We start from the raw sequence: 19,918 nt of genomic DNA on the forward strand, positions 1-19,918 counted from the left end.
ACGAGCGACAAAAGCAGGACAGCTGGTTTATGGACGATGGCAACGGTGTTGTCCTCGGCCAGCGGGTGGTTGCCATAGAAAAAGCCGGCGTGTATGTGCCTGGCGGTAAAGCCTTTTATCCGTCGAGCCTGCTGATGAATGTAATCCCGGCACAGGTTGCCGGCGTTAGCGAAATACACCTGACTTCCCCTCCGGGCACCGATGGGTTGCCCAGTGCGCTTGTACTTGGAGCTGCCCACTTGCTTGGCGTAGAAAATGTATACAGCGTTGGTGGCGCACAGGCCATTGCAGCGCTGGCTTACGGCACAGAAACCATCCCCAACGTCGACAAAATTGTAGGCCCCGGTAACATTTACGTTGCGACAGCCAAGAAGCAGGTTTTTGGGCCCGTAGCCATTGACTCAGTTGCCGGCCCCAGTGAAATTGTTGTCCTGGCAGACCACACCGCCAACCCTACGTTTGTCGCTGCTGACCTGCTTTCTCAGGCTGAGCATGACGAAAAGGCTTCATCCATTCTCGTCACGAACAGCAGCAAACTAGCCAAGGACGTAAAAGAGGCTGTGACCGAGATGGTCCCAACGCTTAGCCGGCAAACCATTATCAGAGAAGCCCTTCAAACGTACAGCGCATGCGTGGTAACCGAAACGATGGACCAGGCTGTAGAAGTCGTAAATGAACTGGCCCCGGAGCATCTGGAAATTATTGTTACAGATCCGTGGACAACCATGACCCAGATCAAACATGCTGGCGCCATTTTCCTGGGTCCTTATACCAGTGAACCGGTAGGCGACTATTTTGCCGGCCCTAACCACGTACTCCCCACAGGCGGCACAGCCCGGTACGCTTCTGCTTTGGGTGTTGATGACTTTATCCGCAAACAATCGGTCATCCATTACACGCAGGCGCGCTTGATGGAAACGGGACAAAAAATCATAAACTTTGCGAATGCTGAAGAGTTGACGGCTCACGCACGGGCAATCGCCGTGCGCCTTGAAGCTGAAGATCCCAATGCGTAACCATGAAGCTAGCAAACGTCCCGGATTCCTTAAGACAAACCATCCGTCCTTCCATCCGCGCCCAGAAGCCTTATCTGGTGCCCGGCTCCAAAGCCCAACCTGCAACCAAACTCAACCAGAATGAAAGTCCTTTTGATTTGCCTGAAGCAATCAAAAAAGAGCTGGTAGATGTGTTTCTCAAAACCCCCTTCAACCGTTACCCTAAAGAACACCCATACCAGTTAATCAACGCACTGGCCGAAGAGCTCGGCCATCCGACCGAAGGCATCCTGGTGGGAAATGGATCCAATGAGTTAACGTACACGCTGGGCATGTGCCTGATAGCTCCGGACACACCAGTAGTGCTGCCCACGCCCATGTTTTCGCTCTATACATCTGTTGTCAAGATGTTTGCCGGCAATCTTATTGCTGTCCCCCCCCTGCCCTCGCTGCATTTTGACATGGATGCAATAGCAACGGCTGTTGAAACGCACCAACCAGCCCTCACGGTACTAACAACACCAAACAACCCGACCGGCCTGGCAATCGCCTTACCGGAAATCCGCCGTATTGCTGAACTGGCAAACGGATTTGTGCTCGTAGATGAGGCGTATGTTGAGTTTACAGCGGAAGAAAGTGCCTTTTCCCTGCTTGAAACGTTTCCTAATGTCATCCTGATGCGCACCTTCTCTAAAGCGTACGGACTTGCCGGCCTGCGCATCGGCTACCTTATCGGACATCCCGAAATAATTGGAGAGTTCATGAAGTCCAGACTGCCTTTCATGATCGATAAGCTTTCAGAATCCATCGCCTTAACGTTGTTAAAAAGACGGGATATGATTGCAGAACGCATCGCTTTTATGCAAACCTCTTGTATGGAGATGACAACGGCCATGCAAGCCATGCCCGGGGTCGACGTTATCCCTAGCCAGACCAACTTCGTCATCTTCAAAACACAGCAAGCTCCGGGGGCGCTCATGCAAAAATTAATTGAAAGCGGCGTACTGGTACGAAATATGATGGGGTATCCAGAACTTGCAGGATATTTGCGTGTTAATGCAGGATCCGCTGAGGAGAACAAGGCGTTCCTGCGTGCGTTGGAAGATGCATTATAGGCCTCACTTTTTGGCGGCATGTTTCATAGCGCAGCATGTTTCTTTTTTATATAACATGCCATGCCCTGGCCGTTCCGATGCCCCGGGATACATACCATTTCTTTGGACGATATAAATGGATTTTGTTCAAGTTGACATTGTAGGACTATCAACCAGCCCATCGAGTGGAGGGGCTTACGCACTTGTACTCGGTGAAATAGAAGGAAACCGCAGGCTTCCTATTATTATCGGTGCGTTTGAAGCGCAGGCGATAGCCCTGGAGCTTGAAAATATCCAGCCGCCCCGCCCGATGACACACGATCTGTTGCGGGACCTGTTTGAAACAGTAGGCGCTGAAATCCTGGATGTGGTAATTGACGAATTGCGGGAAGGCACGTTCTTCGCTAAAATTCGCTTTGTACACACAGGGGATGATGGACAACTGGATGCACGTCCCAGTGATGCTGTGGCAGTTGCCGTTCGCGTCGGTGCACCAATTTATGTAGCACCTTCCGTCCTGGATGAAGCCGGCATACCAACCGAAGAAGAAGGCGTCTCTGCCCTTGCGCGCCCCGAGCCAGAAGAGGAAGAAGCCGCACCACCAAAATCTCGCCTGAAACAGATCGAAGACCAGTTGGAAAAAGCCATCAACGAAGAAAACTACGAGTTGGCTGCCAAGCTTCGCGACGAAATTCAGCGTATGAAAGGTGAACAGGCGCAGAATTAATCTCCCTGTTCATGTATCCCCACAACGCAGATATCCTGTGTTGAAGCCACCCGCCCTGTACTGCGTTTTGCAACACCCCGCTATGCGTACACCCTTTCCTGTGTCCACTTACACGGCATCGGCCTCCATGCGATGTAGTAAGCTTTTTCCCTGATTCAGCGTTACGCAGTCCCGCCATGTCGTCTACCCGCTTTCCCGCTACACCCAAATCTGCTGCATACCGACTCCCTTTTGGCGATTTATCTTTTTCGAACCTTTTCCAAGACTATGTAGCGTACAAGGAGCCGCTCGCATCGTTTTTTGCCGGCGACTTCCGCAATCCAGACGCATTCCGTGAGGCTGCCGAAAAAGCATTGCGCGTACCACGCGACAGAAACACCCTGGCTGATGTACTCCTCGAGCAGAATACCAGATGGGGACTACAAGAAGCCACCGCACAAAACATTGACAAGTTGCGGGATCCGGAATCGGTCGTTGTAATTACCGGGCAGCAACTGGGGCTGTTTATGAGCCCGATGTACATCCCGTACAAAACGCTTACAACCCTCTTGCTTGCAAAGCAGATGGAAGCGGCGCTAAATCGTCCTGTTGTACCCGTTTTTTGGCTTGCAGGAGAAGACCATGACTTTGAAGAAGTAGCAGCCTTCAAACTGCCGGGCACTGAAAAACCGCATACCTTTATCTACGCAGCGCCGGCAGACAGACGCGGCCCCGTTGGCCGTATCCCATTATCGCCAGAAATTTCGACCATCATTGATGGTATAGCGGAAGCCTTACCGGCTTCGCCTAACAAAGCTGAACTGATCGCGTTTTTGCGGGCAACCTACAAGCCGGGGCGCTCTTTCAGAGACGCTTTTGCGACCATGATCAGCCGGCTGTTCAAAGACACTGGACTTGTTGTCGTTTCTGTAGATGACAAGCGGCTCAAGCAATTGTGCATACCACTATTCCAACAGGAGGTACGCGATTACGCAACTGTTACAGCAGCAATGGAGGCTACAAGCCAGGTACTGGAAGAAACGTACCATAGCCAGGTCAGGATCAACCCGACCAACCTGTTTTACATGGAAGATGCCGGGCGTTACCCCATCGATGCAATGGGCGACTCCTTTTTACTGCGGGGGCACGGGCAAACATATGATGAAGCCGGCTTGCAGACACTTGTTGCGGCACAGCCCGAGTATATCAGTCCTAACGTCGTCCTGCGCCCAATTGTGCAGGATGTGCTCTTCCCAACCATTTCGTATGTTGCAGGCCCCGGCGAAATAGCCTATTACGCGCAGTACAAGGAGGCGTATGCGTGGGCAAACTTGCCTATGCCACTCATCTACCCCCGCGCCAGTATTACGCTTGTAGAGCCGGCTGTGCAGAAAGCACAACGCCATTTCGACCTGCCTTTGCCCGCGTATAAGGAGCAGGCGCCCAAGATTTTCCGAAAACACGCGCAGCAGCAACTTGATCTTGATCTGGACAAGTTATTTTCACACGCAGAAGACCAGATCGGGACAGCGCTTTCTAGCATGGCCAGCGAAGTTATCAATTGGGAAGCTTCGCTACAAAAAACGGCCGGCGCTTCCGGGCAGGTTATAAAAAAGGAATTAGATCGCTTTAAAGAGCAAATCATCAAAGCGCAAAAAAGGCGGATGGGACACGCGGAACGCCGCATCCACACGATTCACAACCACATTTTCCCAGGCGGCTCTTTACAGGAACGCGCGATTTCTCCCCTCCATTTCCTGAACCAGTACGGACTCGACTTTTTCAAATCCCTGATGGCTGATGTATCGCTGGATACAACGGCGCACCAGGTGATCAATCTCTGAACACGATGACTGACAATTTCTTTTTCTCTCCCCTGATTGAGCAAGCTGCAGAATTGGCAGCGGAATGGCACGCAGGTACATACCGAAAAGGGCGATGGCGTCATCCGTCGTTCTTGCTCGAAGATGGAGACGCCCCTAAAATCCCAGTTATGGCACACGTCACAACGGTTGCGATAACGGTCCAGCGGGCAGGCTGGGATGAGGTGACGGTTGCAGCAGCCTTCTTGCATGATATCCTCGAGGACCCCAATCAACTGGGAGAAATCATGACCTTTGAAGCCCTCGAGGCACGGGTGGGACATGCTGTTGCCCATCGCGTCCGTGAAGTTTCAGAGGCTAAGAAGGATGCAAACGGCAAGAAGCAAATGTGGAAGGCTAGAAAGGTAGGCTACATAGAGGGGCTGAAAGTACACAGCATTGAGGCTTCAGCAATCAGCCTTGCCGACAAAATCCACAACCTCTGGTCGCTGAACGAATCCCTCGAGAAAGGCATCAACATTTTCTCATCAACCAAGAAGCGGCGTGGACTGAGCGCCGGGCCGGCTCCTCAACGATGGTTTTATAACGCGGTATACAAAGCAACCTTGCACCATCAGGACCGGCGCATTCAGGTGATGCAAGCCCGATTCAAACAAGAACTGGAACGGTTTGAGATGCTTACAGAACCGATGGTAGACACTGTTGAGTCCTCATAACGGCTACGCATACCGCGAGTGCTCGACCAGGATACAGCGATTCTTGATGTAGGGCAGTTCTGCAGCTGTTGCGAGGCGTTCCGCTTCCTGGCTCGAAACACCAATCTGGGTCCAGATCACAGGCTGTTCGTCGGTTTCCTCTATTCGCTTCACAACATCTTCCACCATCGCGGCAGTGTGTGCCGGCCGGCGAAATATGTTCACAATGTCAATCTTCGTGTCAGCAGGAATTTCCGACACTGCGGGATAACAGGGCCGGCCCAGTATTTCTTTGTGGCCCGGGTTTACCGGAATTACCTCGTAGCCGGCACTAATGAGATAGCGGGCAATTGAATTGCTCGTTCGGGCCGGATTGTTCGAGCACCCAACAACAGCAATGGTTTTTGCTTCCGCCAGAATTTCCTGAAATGATTGCACAGCCATTGGAATAATTGAAAGTGGACGTTGTCTATAAGATAACGCATCTGCAACATAGCCAGTAATGGGTTAAACCACCACCTGTTCTGTTACGCAATCCGCTGGTATATAAAAGAACATCAAGCCTCTATCAATCTCGAGCATGAAATACCTCCTGCTTCTTGCACTCGCCTTTCTGGGAGTTACACAAACCGCCTATGCCTGTTCATGCATCGCTCCTCCAGGCCCACTCGAAGCTATGTCGGAAGCTGATTTCGTATTTTCCGGCACGGTGGAAACGGTCATTCCAGTCGACAAGGAATATGGTAAAAATATTCTCGTAAAGCTGCGGGTGTTGTCGCAATGGAAAGGTGGCCTTAGCGAAGAGGTCTTTGTTGAAACGGCTGACAATTCTGCAGCTTGTGGCTATAATTTCGAACGCAAAAAATCATACCTCGTGTACGGTTCAGTCCATGAAGGGGTGATGACAACCAACATCTGCACCAGAACAACTTCGCTCGACAATGCAAGCGAAGATTTGCGCGCCCTTGGTGACGGCGAACAAACGACTTCGAAGCGGTCTCTTTGTGGCGGCCCAACCAATGCTGTGGTCATCCAAACGTTTATGTTTCTAATGATTGGCATGGCATGCTCGCGCAGGCGGCCCCGCTGGACCAGGCCGGCCCCCTATCTCCCAACTGATCAGCGGTAAAGCCCTCATGGCCAACCTTCTGATCGAAGCCAGTTGGACTACAGGAAAATAAGCTACGGGTTTAGAACATTTAAACCACCCAAACGTACGCTTTCGCCATTATTTACAGTAGTTTGACGACCTTTCAGTAGCGCATATGGCTGGCTATCCCTTTGCCGAAATCGAAAAGAAATGGCAGGTGTACTGGGAAGACAATAAAACCTTCCGAACACCTGACAACGTAGACACTTCCAAGCCGAAATTTTATGTCCTCGACATGTTTCCCTACCCATCTGGCGTAGGCCTTCATGTTGGACATCCCCTTGGATACATCGCTACTGATATTGTGGCGCGCTTCAAGCGCATGCAGGATGTGAATGTATTGCACCCCATGGGATTTGATGCCTTCGGTTTGCCGGCAGAGCAGTTTGCTGTTGAACACGGCGTACATCCACGCATCACAACCGAGCAGAATATTGCCAACATGGTGCGCCAGCTCAAACGGCTGGGCCTGAGCTACGACTGGGACCGTGCAGTTTCGACAACAGACGTCGACTATTACAAGTGGACCCAGTGGATTTTCCTCAAGCTATTCCATAGCTACTTCGACCCAGTCGAGCAAAAAGCTAAACCAATTACTGTGCTCAGCGAAAAGCTGGCTGCAGGTGAGTGGCTGATTGGCGAAGACAATGCACTAGTCACACCTGACACGGCCGGCGCGCGCGCATGGGACACCTTCTCTGAGCGCGAGCAAGAAGCCATCCTCTCCAATTTCCGGTTAGCGTTCCTTGCAGAGGTCCCGGTAAACTGGTGCCCCGGCCTCGGCACGGTGCTGGCAAATGAGGAAGTGACCAATGAAGGGCGCAGTGAGCGCGGCAACTACCCGGTATACAAGCGACCGCTGCGCCAATGGATGCTTCGCATCACAGCATACGCAGAGCGCTTACAGCACGAACTGGAGCATGTAGATTGGCCAGAGCCGATCAAAATCATGCAGCGCAACTGGATTGGCCGTAGTGAAGGCGCGCATATTGATTTTGAGATTGCAGACTGCGACAAACAATTGCGCGTGTTCACTACGCGCCCGGATACGCTTTTTGGCGCCACCTACATGGTACTGGCCCCCGAGCATCCCTATGTTGAAGAGATTTGCACAGAAGCCCAGCACGCTGAGATCAAGAAATATCAGTCGTGGGCAGAAGGTCGTTCGGAAATAGACCGCATGGCTGAAGGCAAGGAGAAGACCGGTGTGTTTACGGGCGCTTATGCCGTGAACCCAGCCAACGGCCAGCAAATTCCAATCTGGATTGCAGATTATGTATTGATGGGATATGGCACTGGAGCCATTATGGCTGTACCCGGACAGGATGAACGGGACTGGGCATTTGCAGAAGTATTTGACTTGCCCATTATCCGCACGGTTGAACCGCCGGCAAATTTTGACGGACAGGCTTTCACCGGCAATGGTCCTGCCATCAACAGCGGTTTCCTCAACGGCCTCCACATCAAGGAAGCTAAAGAGAAAATGATCAGCTGGTTGGAAGAAAAGCAGGTAGGCGCCGGCACCATCAACTACAAATTGCGCGACTGGCTGTTTAGCAGGCAGCGATACTGGGGTGAGCCATTTCCAGTGTTACACGGCAAAGACGGCGCTATACGAACGGTATCAGTTGACCAGTTGCCCGTCGAATTGCCTGCGATGGAGAATTTCTCGCCGTCGGCAAGCGATGACCCGGAAGCGCCTCCCAAACCGCCGCTCGGCCGCGCCGGCGAAGACTGGCGATTCACCGAAATTGACGGCACCCTGTACGAGCGCGAATTAAATACGATGCCGCAATGGGCAGGCTCCTGCTGGTATTACCTGCGGTTCATCGATCCTCAAAATAACGGGGCATTTGTTGACGCCGAACAAGAACAGTACTGGATGGGCGGCAAAGGCGTCGACCTCTATGTAGGTGGCGCTGAGCACGCCGTACTGCATCTGCTTTACGCCCGGTTTTGGCACAAGGTGCTTTTTGATCTCGGGTTTGTCTCTACACCGGAGCCTTTTGGCCGGCTGTTTAACCAGGGCTACATCCAGGCTTATGCCTACCGGGATGCACGAGGTATCGCGGTGTCAGCAGAAGAAACCGTTGACCAGGATGGCCGGCCGGCAACGGAAGTACAGGACCAACCCAATCGACAGTTCTCTTATAAAGGCGAACCCGTAACCCAGGAATACGGCAAAATGGGCAAGAGCCTGAAAAATGCTGTTAACCCGGATGACGTATGCGACGAGTACGGCTGCGATACGCTGCGCTTGTATGAAATGTATATGGGTCCACTCGAGGCTTCTAAACCCTGGAATACGCGCGATATCATTGGTGTGAACAGGTTCCTGCGCCGTATCTGGCGTAACTTCTACGACGATGATGCCGGGCAAAGCCGCGTTTCTGAAGCGGAGCCTTCACAAGAGCAACTGCGCAGCCTGCATGCTACCATCAAGCGCGTCAGCGAAGCCATGGAGCGGATGAGCTTCAACACATCCATTGCAGCGCTTATTGAACTGAACAAAGAATGGGTCGCACTCGATACCGTTCCGCGGGCATTGGCGGAACCGTTTCTGCTCATGCTTGCCCCGCTGGCACCGCATATTGCAGAAGAGTTATGGCATCAGATGGGGCATCAGGAAAGCCTTGCGTATGCAACGTGGCCACAAGCATTGGATGAGCATCTGAAACAGGATACAATAGAAATTGCGGTACAGGTTAACGGCAAAGTACGCGGTGCCATCCACGTTGCACCTGATGCAGCAAAAGAGCTGGTGCTCGAAACGGCCAAGGCTAACGAGAGCATCGTTCGACACATTGAAGGCAAAACCATGCGTCGGGAAATCTATGTGCCGGGCCGTATTGTTAACCTCGTTGTAAGCTAGTACGCAATCTCCCCTGTTACCATGACGCTCGACCTTCTTGCCTTTGCTGCACACCCGGACGACGTTGAACTCTGCGCCGGCGGCACCATGTGCCTGCTGGCAAAACAAGGATACAAGACGGGCATTGTAGACCTGACACGCGGCGAACTCGGCTCACGCGGCACTCCTGCCCTTCGGCAAGAGGAGGCTGCGGCAGCATCTGGTGTTATGGGCATCCAGGCACGAGACAATCTGGGCATGCCCGATGGAGACATCCAGAATACAGCATCGAACAGGCTGAAGCTGATCGGTGCCATTCGACAATACCGACCCCATATCGTATTCCTGAATCCGCTGATTGATAGGCACCCCGACCATGGCAATGCGGCCAACCTGGTTAAATCAGCGTTGTTTTATGCAGGACTGCGTAAAATCGAAACCCGAAACGCCGATGGTGACTTGCAAGACCCCTGGCGCCCTGACCATGTATTACACTATATGCAAAGCGCACCGTTTGAGCCTGATCTGATTGTAGATGTCTCGGATGTTTGGCCGCAGCGGATGGAAGCGATGTTGTCGTACAAGTCGCAATTTTTTAATCCCGACTACACGCCGACAGCAGATGAGCCGCAGACGTTCATTTCAAACCCAGACTACGTAAAATGGATTGAGGCCCGGGCCCGTACCTATGGGTACATGATTGGCGCTACTTACGGCGAACCTTTCCAGTATGCAGCCGGCCCGATTGGCGTAACTGACCTGTTCACCACCCTCTCCCGCAAGAAAGCCTTTAAATAACTAACGCGGGTTCGGAAGTACTTTAAAGACATAGGAAAAGGCCATTTCCAATCGATTCAAGAATTTCATGCCTTGAGCGCTGTGCGTCCATTACAAGGCAAACGGGTTCGCCAACTCGAATTGTCCCGGCTGTCAATGAATGGATTACTGCCTGAGGCTGGCAATACCCAGCGTATATTTGGAGCTTTTCGTGACGCGAAAAGGGAACGCAGATGAGATAATGTTTGCGTCTTCATCGTCTTTGATCGCATACTTTAACTCGAGTACCGTGAAATCACTTTTTGCCGTGCGTCTCCTGCTTAAATGCACTGGCCGGAAAATATCCTTAAATGAAAGTTGGGTATCTATCGTAGCTCTGAATCGTTTGTCACCGGACAGGTAATACGTTCTTCGGTAACGGTTTAACAGCGTCGGTTCGAGGTGGGCAAGTTCGTTGTAGACCTGGGGAGGTAACTGAGTTTTATCAAATATCTCTTGCAGTGTCTTTTTAGTAAAAGGCTCCTGCAGGCTAAAGGGGAGAAGTGGCATCGACTTTTTGTAGCCGGCGAGGCCTTCCTTGATTTTGAATTCAAGTACCGGCTTCGCAATCGGCCCCATCAATGAACCATACCATCGAATGCGGACTTTTTGCCTTTGGGCGATCCCGTCGAGCGTAACCCGGTAGGCTTGTAATGATGGGGTGTCCAGGTAAATATTATTGATGAATCGTGCTTCGTAGACAGAGGAAAAAACAGCCGGATTCATCTTGAGAATCATCTCCATTTTTTCGAACGACATGCCATGCATTGCATATTTTCGTTCGTATCGCAACATTGAAGCGATGCCTGAACGTTCAGGGATGGTATGATCTAACACAGAAATAGGACGCCTTTCAAGTTATCTTGTGATCAGTGTCGATGCGGTATAAAAACCTGGAACACGGAGTAATTCTGGTAATCGCATTCACTGCGATGCCGTACCATAAACATTGCCATACATGAGGTCTGCAACCCGCTTCTGGTCAGCCGGCACCTGTTTGCCGTTCATCCAGCAAAGAGAGCCTTCTTCGATTAGCATGGGTACCTCGACATCCTGCATCGTGAAATTATTGCTTTCGATTGAAGCGGGGCCAAATTCTGGTTTCTTTTGATAAATGGCTACACCGACGCGACTACTCTGCACAGCAACATCGTTAACATTCACAACCGACTGATCTTTGCTGGCAATAGCTATTTCACTGCCATAAATAGTAAGCAGCCGGCCATTTATTACACTAAACTCGCCGGCGCTAAATGCTTTATCGCCGGCGTTTCTAATTTCTACGTCCCGTAAAGTTAGCGTCGACCCTGATACATCAACCCCATCATTTCCTGTGTTTTCGAACAGCGCATTTGAAATGATGCCTTCAACAAAATCACCGTCGAAAGCATCCGACATTGAATTAGAGAACACAACGCTATCCATTTCGAATGATGTGCGGATCAGGTTCAATGCATCCTCGGAGCGGGCACCCTCAAATGTGGTGTTTTTAAATACTACTTCAGATTGATAGAAGGATACGCTGCCCGTAAGCACCCACCCACTTTGGTTGACACTGCTCAAGTGTTCAAATACTGTATGGTTAATGCTGGATTTATTGCCGGCTTTCAGTACAACAAGTCCCTGCCCTGTACGGTCGGAGGATAAGATTCGTACGGGATTTGATTTTGAGCCAGTAAACATAACGGGCCCCTTTGCCAAAATCATGGCGTTGTCAAGTAAATCGAGTGATGTACCTGTGGACATAAAGAAGGTATAGCCGGCTGGCAGAATCAGGTTGTGGTCAATACGCCAGGATCCAGTTTGGGCTGAGACACGCTTGTTTATATCATCTTTGATCAAAAAAGAAAAAGCAGCTGTATTTTCTTTTTGTGTAGTCACGTCGTTTTGTAAATACGTATCGCGTGCATGGGAATGAGGCAACACTGTCGTGGTGAACAGGGAGTCGTTGCCAATAATTCTGTAGTTAACCTTTAGCAGGGATCGCATCGAATCTGCAAAAACAAGTCCTCCTGGTATAGGCAGTGATGCGTTTATAAAAGAAATACCCGTGTTTCTTTTCTTGCCCTTTATAAAAGGAACAGTATCGAATGGAAGAAGCAGGGAGTCGTTTAGCACAAGGGACGCTGGCTGAACGGGCATCGCCTGTGTACTACCGATCTCGAGGAGCAGTGAATCGGCAGTGAATCCGCTTACGTGAACACGAATCCCATCTTTGGGATTAAGCGCGAAGTGAATGAGTCGGCGATTCTGTTCTATTGCCTCAAAAGGAAATTCGTATTCAGGAAATTCCTTATATAAAATATGCAGCTTTTGCTCAAACTCCGAATCGATATCTGCATAAAGATGGTCCAGATAGTTGAGCGAAGACACACGTTTGAGTGTCTCCAAATATGCTTTTTTGAACAAGGGATCTTCGAGTGCAAGCAGTATAAGATGTTGTTTGTATTCAACTTGATCGCTATCAATCATGTTAACTGATAGCAGCTTGACAGGGGTGCCGGCCAGCCCGTCAAATCCTATGGGCTCCAGACGCGTTGTTACCGGGTTGTAGTAGAACCGCATATTATTCCAGATGGCACTGTGCTGTGCACCCATCAGCTCAGAAATGGCTACATACGCAGCAAGATGGTCTATATCAAAAACTTCGTTGGTAGCTTTTTTGCCAGTCCGAAAAGCTTCGAGTAAAGAAATAGCTTTAATGAAGTTTCGGTGGTAGGTAGAGTCTGCTGCCATGGCGTTTGATTCAAACGCATCAATGGCTACGGATCTGAAAGAAGCACTTGAAAGTGGAATTGTTTGCGGGAAGCTCAATAGATCATCCAACTGATCCCAGATGACATCCTCATCCATGCGAATGATTGGCCCCTCTCTTCTCTTGTTATGCTCAACGAGTATTTTGTTGAAATGCTCTTCAATGGCAAAAATCCCAAGGTTTTTGCCATTTACTGAAAGCTCCGCGAAATCATAGCGAAGAGATAATACATCTTCACGTTTTAACGCTTGATGGTAAACCCATTCCGCAAGGAAATTTCTGGTTTTTGGATGTTGGATCGAAAAAACGCGCAGGCCCTCTACAGAGGCATCGTTTTTAACTTTGACGCGGTACGACCATTTTTCGCCCTCGAGGTGATCGAGCCAATCACCTTTGAGTCTGAGTTTTACATCATATGATGCTTGATTGCGGCGAAGCGTAGCCGGTACATAATCATCGTCTGTTGTCATGAGCCGGCCCATGATCAAAGCCACTTCCCGCTTGTAAGCTAACTTCTGAAAGTTTTTGTGATTGATGTCCAGTTGAATAAGATCCGGCTGGGAAAAGAATCCCTTTATCCGATTGGGAAACTTGGTGACGAGTTGTTTGCTGCTTTCAAGGGTAGATTTTGCACGAAACAAATTTGCTTCAGCGATCAGTAGACCAATGAAAAAAATGAAGACAGAATACAGGAGCAGAGCCATACCAGAGAGCCAGGCAGTTCCCATCAGTTTGCTACGCATGAGTTTCTCAATCACCGTAGTCTTTGAAGAGCCGTGGTGTTTTTTGAGTATCAATGTAAACCCTCCAGCCCCGTATTGTTGAGCAAGGCTATATGCAAAGAATCGTTCAGCTCATATAAAGAGGCTTTGGCTTGCTCAAGCTGTGCCATATTGTTGAAGCTTACAGAGAATGCCGCTTCGATCTGATCTTTGTCTTCGTCCAATCTTTTCAACTCCAGTGCAGCGCAATTTGCCTGAAGTGCGTTGACAAGATCCCTGAACGGAACGCTTGATTGCCCATTGCCAGAGACGGTTAAGTACAGGTTGGCCGGCGCATCTTGTCTGCGCGTTCGATTGCTGATCCATAAAATCGTCAATATCATGGCAAAAGCGACCAGTGTAATGACCCGCTGATCTGCTCCAAATCCCAGGCCCAATCCGATCACGAGAAAGAGATATGCCAATTCTTCTGGCTCCTTGATTGCTGACCGAAAGCGTACAATCGATAATGCGCCAACGAGACCCAGTGAGAGTGCCAACGACGCTTTTACAATGCTGATAATGAGCATTGTTGTCATGGCAATAAGGATGAAGTTGCCTGAAAACTGTTTTCTATTGGACAGAGATTTGCCAAACCTGACGTAGAATCTCGCCAGGAGGGTAGCCAGTACGGCAGTCAGTATTAAGTTGAGTGCAAAGCCCCAGGTTGGGATTTGTATGCTTTGCGTGGCTAGAAATTCTTCCAGCGATGGTACTTGATCAGGCATATAGAAATGAACGTAGGCGAAAAAGGGAAGCCATGACTTAAAGGTTGCGCAAGCGTGCCTTGATTGAAAGCATCAATGATCTGCTAAAAAATCTCAGACAAATCGAGCATAGCAGACATCGCAGTTGGGCTGGATTAATGATTAATCTGCTTGTTGGATTGACTGCTTATGCATACCAATCCTAAAGCCTGCGCTCGACATCCAAAGAGGGCAAAGAAAAATGCTCCCTTTGGTCATCGCTTAAACCGAATTGACGTTAATTACTCTACGTCGTTTTCCGACGCAATAGAAGGGTCAACCAGGCGAATCTGGTGCTGCCCGGGCGGCAAAGCATCGACAACAACAAGCAGCGTTGCAGGGTCGCGCTTGGACCACACATCGAGATTGTCCGCTTCTACCTCAAGAATCCGGTGCGCGCCGGCATCAAAGGCAAAATCCAGACTCAATCCCTCCACAGTCTCTTCCCCCAGGTTATGCAGTGTAATGGCATATCCATCGTGCGCAACGCTGTCTATAGCTGCAATCACGTTTTTGCGCGCTGTCCACCACGATGACAAATCACCAAGCGTTGCAATCCATGTATTTTGCGTGCGCACATACCGTGCAAATGACTCAAGTACACGAGCACGTTGCTGGGTAAGCCCCATCGTCTCGGGTTCAAACGCAAAAAGAAACAACCCTTCAGCTGTATGCTGATTCAGGAAATTCTCCTCAAGCTTGTTTCTCCATTGCTCACGAATATCTTCATGCCCCTGAAGGCCACTGCGGTCATCCAGTGCATATGAAAACAACGACGGATACAGCGTGACCACCTCATCCTGATCCGACACGATGGGCGCAAGATCAACCGTTGTATTGCCTTCCTCAACCTCTTCATTTTCATCCAGAACAACATCCCGGTAATCCAATTCATCTTCCCACCGAACAAAAGCCGGCACATTGAGGGTGCGGGCATCCGACAGCATGTAATCCAGTTCAAGATCGACCATGACGCGCAGTGTATTCGGGTCGTAAAATCCTCCCGGCGGATAGAAGCCCCGCACATCGCCACCCAGCTTGCCCAGTTTGTCTTTTGACAGGCGTACCCGGTTTTTTTGGAGGTCCAGTGGTTGTTTTGCCAGCATGGCATCCGTGTCAGAAGTCAACGCGAGCTCACCCTGTGCTACTGCGCGGTCTATTACATCCGGATGATCATCAGCCTGACTCGTCACGATAAAATATGTACCTTTCACCTTGGCTTCTTCCAGCGCGTTGAGCACCAGATCCATTCCTAATCGATACGTGTAAGGCTGGTATCCCAGGGTCGGTAATACGGCAAAACTTGCAGCAGAAGTAAAACCATGCGGCCAGCGCCTCACAGAGAGCGTTGGTACGCGGGCGACATGCGCCATCGCATTGAGCACGAGACCCTGATACGCGGCCTGTTGTTCTTCATCGAGCGAAACATCTTGAGGATTAAAGCCCATCCACACAAATCGACCTTCTCCGTACATCCCACGCAACAACAATGTCGAAGCCTCCAGGGCTTGCTCGATCAATCGAACATCCAGTCGCTGGTAGGTGACGAGGGGACCCATTGAAGTGCTTTCAAGCGGGATTACCGCAGTACCCAACGCCGGCCTTTTGATATTCAATTGGTATCCGGGCGCTATGCCGTTGGTTGGCGGATGCCCACCCTTGATGGTTTGCAACAAACCATTGAGCGAATCGGGCAGATCTATGGAAGGTTCTGCGCCAAAAATCTCTTTAAAATACCGGTCGTTTTGTAACACACCGCGCTCATCCAAAAAAGCCACGCGTCCAGAGGCGATCAACCCGCCGCCGGCTTGCAAATAGCTGCGCAGCGCATCCTGGTCGCGCTCGGAAAGCACCTCAGCATTTGGCATAATAAGCAAGCGAATGCCGGCACTGAGATTACGTGCTAGAGACGAATCTTCCAATACCACATAAGGCAGGTCCATCCCGATCAGGAAATGCTCCCAAAGCCGTACTGATTTGTCAACAGTTGATGTGAGCAGTGGATTGAGGCGAGCGGTACCGGTAGCGTAGAAAAGTCCAATTTGCGGTTGCTCCCCTTCGCGTAAAGCATCCAGTCGCGTGAAAGTCGCGGGAGAAGTCTGATTCAGGTAAACGTCCGGGTGTACAGCCTGTGCTGCTGCGTGCCACTGTGGCATCAGCACAACAAACAGTACCCACAACAAGCCAATTTGCCGCATCCAGCCGGCTGCACTTCTACAGCTGTTATTTTTCAAAGGGGAGGCACAACGCATGTTCATTGTAACTTGAGGGTATGGCTGTAAGACGGAGAGGTTTTTTGCCAGAGCGACACAGGCTGATCCGGTGCTTTAATTCAAAGCTGCAAAAGGCTGAAAGAATGATGGATCATCATCTTTCGCAATGAGCGGCAAACTGTCTTCGAAGATGAGGTCGATATGAAAGAGCCGCGTCTGCTGGGGCTTCATTGATACAATTTTTATAAACAGCAGCGAGTTGTTATTTCTGAGCTCGTGTTTCGGAATCGAACTACCGATCAACTCGGGTCGGATACGAACAGATTCTACCTCCTGCCCCAGATCGATTATGACACCAATTTGTTGCACTACTTCACCATTCTGATTGGACAGGTGCAAAACAAGCCGCGAGCGCCCACTTCGGTCCATATCAACCTTGATGCCGTGTCGTTCGCGCCACCATTGCGTTATTTCAGAGCTGGTTGCAAGCCAGAAACGATTTTCTTGCAGGGATCGAACAATTTGAGGCACAACGTGCCGGTATGCCGGCTTCCCAAACCCATCTGCAGAATAAACCAGCTGATACAAACCAGCCTCTTCACCTATCCGTTTTATTTCCTGTTCAATAGGCTCAAAGTTAACTACCCCAGAAGGGTTAACCGACATAATTTCTTCGTCTGTCCAGCCAGTCGCCGTAAAGCGGGTCAGGCGAGGTGACGTAAATCGGGAAATCACGGGTAGCGATCTGCGCTCCACAGAATCCGTAAACACCGAGGTATAACCAGACTTGGCAAGCGCCTGCTGCGTTACCGTTTTCATGTTGCCAATTTGCGGGGAGCGGTAGGTTCGGACTTCCCCTTGCGACACTTCTTCCAAGACGTCCCGCAGGTTAGTAAAGCGTTGCTCTTGTTCGGCAAAAGAAACGAAGGTTTCGTCCGAATAGTCATCGAGTACGCCAATTTCGCCATGCTCCTGTAGCGTCATAACGGTAGACCTGTGCAGGTCGGCCTGGGTAGGCTCGATGAAAAATGTACCGTTCACACCAAGTGACTGCAAAGAATCTGCAATCGGCAGCAGATTGTCCAGGTTTGTACCACCAAGACCAGAGAGTACAGCACCGCCATTGTAAGGCGCCGGCCAATCTTTCAGCCAAACTACAGGTGTTTTCTTCAGGTAAGCAAACATGCTTTTGAAGAAGCGATCAATGTGCACGATATCCTGGGTATCGGTATACCCTACACCCAGCGCATCCCGGCGGAAGCCGGCATACACAAAACGTCCCCCCTGATAACTGCCGTAGGCGATGCTGGTATGTCCATCAATATCCCCCCTGCGAAACGTGCGAACCCGGTCGGTCCAGTACGCTACAGGGTGCGTATTTTCCCCAATGACCCGCATACGCATGGCAGGATCGTATACCTGCACAAAAAGTCCATAGCCTGCCGGCAGCTTCATCGTGAGCGGCGTGTTGCCCAGAAAGGAGACTTGCTCCATACCAAACCCAACATAGGGATAGGGAATTTTGCGGCCTGAATTATCACCAAGCCAGCTGTAGTAGTTCACCGTAACGCCGGTTTGCTCGCGCAGGCTACCATCAGGATCGCGCAATAGCATGGACGATGTATCAGCCTGGGCATGATCAGCTCTGGGTGGCGCCGCAGAAAGGGGTGCAACCCAGCGGTAACCCGCGAGCGGCTTGAACTCGTTCTGTGCAATACCACTCAAGACATTGCTCACAGGCACATACATACCTGGCGTCACTTTTCCGGGAAAGGTGGTTTGAAAGGCCCGGTAGGTGCCTTCATTGCGATCAACATTGCTCACATGGGCCAGGCCAAACAATTCTTCAACCATAGCCCAACCGCGTACCCGCCCATCGGGATGGTAATACCCGGTACGCCATGAAGCATAAACACTGCCCCCGGCCACCATAAATGCAGTTACATGCTCAATTTGGGTATCGCTGAGCGCATGCGAGGCCGGCAAGATTAGTACATCGTAGGTATCAAAGAGCTCGCCTGCCTCAACGGTTTCATCGGTAACAAAATCGGTATTGGCCCTGTAGGCGCTGCTGTCGATGTAGACCTTCCACGACTCCATCAGGTAAGCATACCAGGTTGCATCTTCGTCGACATCATCAGCAACAGCACCGAGGTTTCTTGTGTACTCGCTGTCGAGAACTGCAATACGTGGCCCATCATCTTTGGCGGATATGACAGGATAAAACTCTTTAATACTAAATGCGCCGAGCGCACTCTCAAGCAAAAGGACGTACACCAGAACGCCGGCGGAGATGGCCGTCACCCCCAACGTCATGAACCATAACGTGTTGATGTGTTCTAGTTCAAATTTGGACATGCGGGTAAAAAGTGTAAAACTTGATCAAATAGACATGCCCGGCGCATGTGCACACAATTTGACTGTCATCAGCGCAATTGTGCCATTAGGCCAGGTTAACTGATACAGCAACTGCCCGGCATAAACAGACAGGAGCCATCCGGTATACTACTACTCGCTATCGTTGTCAGGGTCGATGGCTGACATTTGCGGGCCACGCTTGTTGCGATCCGAGCCGCCATTCACATTGATCGGCGCAAACCCCTGGTCTGAATATTCCCAGAAAAAGGAATTAAGCGGTTGCCCTTGAAATTGGTCATCGGAAATGGGCTGAAATCCCTGGTTAGCACCTGGATTCTGACCATCAATGGCTTTCCCATTGGGCTGGTTCATTTGTACAAATTGGCCACCCGGTGGCGTAGTTCCTGTTGGCGCATAATACATTGATGCCTCAGCTGGCGCAGAATCACCACCGTACATCATTTCTGACTGGTTTACCGCCATGACCACATGGTGTGGCTCGCGTTCAAGCTGCAATTCTGACTCTTGCGCACCACCTTCGCGCATCTTATACAGAATGTATGCAGCAACAGCCAAAATGAAGGTTGCAACAGTCCCTACGAGAATAATGGTTGACAGAATTGGGACAATTTCCATAATAGGATCCTCGTATAACTACGGGGGACTTAAATACTGTACTCAATCCCTGGCTGCCCTGTTTCCAGGATCGAGGCAGGATGAATCTTATGTATGATTATAAAAAGTCGCCAATTTAGACAAATTGTCTTATTTGGCGCGTAATACAGGGTGCTGGCAGGGATGCTGGGGTATGCAGAACTGCTACAAAAAGCAGACCATTTCATGCGGCTAGCGCGCCGGCGTACCGATACGCTCCAGTTTACCCCACACCATACCAAGCCCTAAAAATTCTTCTACGGTTGCAAACGTTTTGCAAACATCGATTATCAGGATGAAA

At 50.4% G+C, this 19,918-nt stretch carries 15 protein-coding genes and 1 pseudogene; 9 read left to right on the forward strand and 7 right to left on the reverse strand.

What is annotated here, in order from left to right; genetic code table 11:
* The 5 genes from hisD to AAF564_17320 form a co-directional block, all read left to right on the forward strand.
* The coding region (hisD, locus tag AAF564_17300; protein ID MEM8487313.1) for a histidinol dehydrogenase at positions 1-1,016 on the forward strand (1,016 nt) is incomplete at its 5' end.
* A gap of 2 nt (positions 1,017-1,018) precedes the next feature.
* On the forward strand, positions 1,019-2,110 hold the full coding sequence (gene hisC, locus AAF564_17305) for a histidinol-phosphate transaminase (protein MEM8487314.1): 1,092 nt from the start codon (positions 1,019-1,021) through the stop codon (positions 2,108-2,110).
* A 115-nt stretch (positions 2,111-2,225) separates the two neighbouring features.
* Positions 2,226-2,816 (forward strand): bifunctional nuclease family protein, encoded by a 591-nt coding sequence (locus tag AAF564_17310; protein ID MEM8487315.1) that lies wholly within the window; start codon positions 2,226-2,228, stop codon positions 2,814-2,816.
* 176 nt (positions 2,817-2,992) lie between these two features.
* Positions 2,993-4,639 carry a bacillithiol biosynthesis cysteine-adding enzyme BshC gene (gene bshC, locus AAF564_17315; GenBank protein ID MEM8487316.1) on the forward strand — a complete coding sequence of 549 codons (1,647 nt, stop codon included), beginning with the start codon at positions 2,993-2,995 and terminating at the stop codon, positions 4,637-4,639.
* Between the two features lie 5 nt (positions 4,640-4,644).
* On the forward strand, positions 4,645-5,334 hold the full coding sequence (locus AAF564_17320) for an HD domain-containing protein (GenBank protein MEM8487317.1): 690 nt from the start codon (positions 4,645-4,647) through the stop codon (positions 5,332-5,334).
* Positions 5,335-5,337: 3 nt separating this feature from the next.
* On the opposite strand, the gene AAF564_17325 is transcribed toward AAF564_17320, so the two are convergent.
* Positions 5,338-5,757: a CoA-binding protein gene (locus AAF564_17325; protein MEM8487318.1), complete on the reverse strand. Its 420-nt coding sequence runs from the start codon at positions 5,755-5,757 to the stop codon at positions 5,338-5,340.
* Positions 5,758-5,893: 136 nt separating this feature from the next.
* Between AAF564_17325 and AAF564_17330 the strand changes: the two genes are divergently transcribed.
* From AAF564_17330 to bshB1, 3 genes are all read left to right on the forward strand, one after another.
* A complete protein-coding gene (locus AAF564_17330; GenBank protein MEM8487319.1) occupies positions 5,894-6,442 on the forward strand; it encodes a hypothetical protein in 549 nt (182 codons plus the stop codon).
* 136 nt (positions 6,443-6,578) lie between these two features.
* Positions 6,579-9,335: a leucine--tRNA ligase gene (gene leuS, locus AAF564_17335; GenBank protein MEM8487320.1), complete on the forward strand. Its 2,757-nt coding sequence runs from the start codon at positions 6,579-6,581 to the stop codon at positions 9,333-9,335.
* Positions 9,336-9,356: 21 nt separating this feature from the next.
* On the forward strand, positions 9,357-10,112 hold the full coding sequence (bshB1, locus tag AAF564_17340; protein MEM8487321.1) for a bacillithiol biosynthesis deacetylase BshB1: 756 nt from the start codon (positions 9,357-9,359) through the stop codon (positions 10,110-10,112).
* Between the two features lie 144 nt (positions 10,113-10,256).
* Here the strand turns inward: bshB1 and AAF564_17345 are convergent, their stop codons facing one another.
* The 3 genes from AAF564_17345 to AAF564_17355 form a co-directional block, all read right to left on the reverse strand.
* A complete protein-coding gene (locus tag AAF564_17345) occupies positions 10,257-10,925 on the reverse strand; it encodes a polyphosphate polymerase domain-containing protein (protein ID MEM8487322.1) in 669 nt (222 codons plus the stop codon).
* 129 nt (positions 10,926-11,054) lie between these two features.
* Positions 11,055-13,628, reverse strand: a complete 2,574-nt coding sequence (locus AAF564_17350; protein MEM8487323.1) for a CotH kinase family protein — start codon at positions 13,626-13,628, stop codon at positions 11,055-11,057.
* 50 nt (positions 13,629-13,678) lie between these two features.
* Positions 13,679-14,374 carry a DUF4956 domain-containing protein gene (locus tag AAF564_17355; GenBank protein MEM8487324.1) on the reverse strand — a complete coding sequence of 232 codons (696 nt, stop codon included), beginning with the start codon at positions 14,372-14,374 and terminating at the stop codon, positions 13,679-13,681.
* Positions 14,375-14,418: 44 nt separating this feature from the next.
* Here AAF564_17355 and AAF564_17360 point away from each other — a divergent pair.
* Positions 14,419-14,618, forward strand: a pseudogene (locus AAF564_17360) (transposase).
* A 16-nt stretch (positions 14,619-14,634) separates the two neighbouring features.
* Here AAF564_17360 and AAF564_17365 read toward each other — a convergent pair.
* From AAF564_17365 to AAF564_17375, 3 genes are all read right to left on the reverse strand, one after another.
* Positions 14,635-16,650 (reverse strand): polysaccharide deacetylase family protein, encoded by a 2,016-nt coding sequence (locus tag AAF564_17365; GenBank protein MEM8487325.1) that lies wholly within the window; start codon positions 16,648-16,650, stop codon positions 14,635-14,637.
* A gap of 69 nt (positions 16,651-16,719) precedes the next feature.
* Positions 16,720-18,963, reverse strand: coding sequence for a hypothetical protein (locus AAF564_17370; GenBank protein ID MEM8487326.1), 2,244 nt, complete (start codon positions 18,961-18,963; stop codon positions 16,720-16,722).
* 150 nt (positions 18,964-19,113) lie between these two features.
* Positions 19,114-19,599 carry a hypothetical protein gene (locus AAF564_17375; GenBank protein MEM8487327.1) on the reverse strand — a complete coding sequence of 162 codons (486 nt, stop codon included), beginning with the start codon at positions 19,597-19,599 and terminating at the stop codon, positions 19,114-19,116.
* Positions 19,600-19,918 lie beyond the last annotated feature (319 nt).

It is taken from the genome of Bacteroidota bacterium (genome assembly GCA_039111535.1).
In the GTDB taxonomy this organism is placed as follows: domain Bacteria; phylum Bacteroidota; class Rhodothermia; order Rhodothermales; family JAHQVL01; genus JBCCIM01.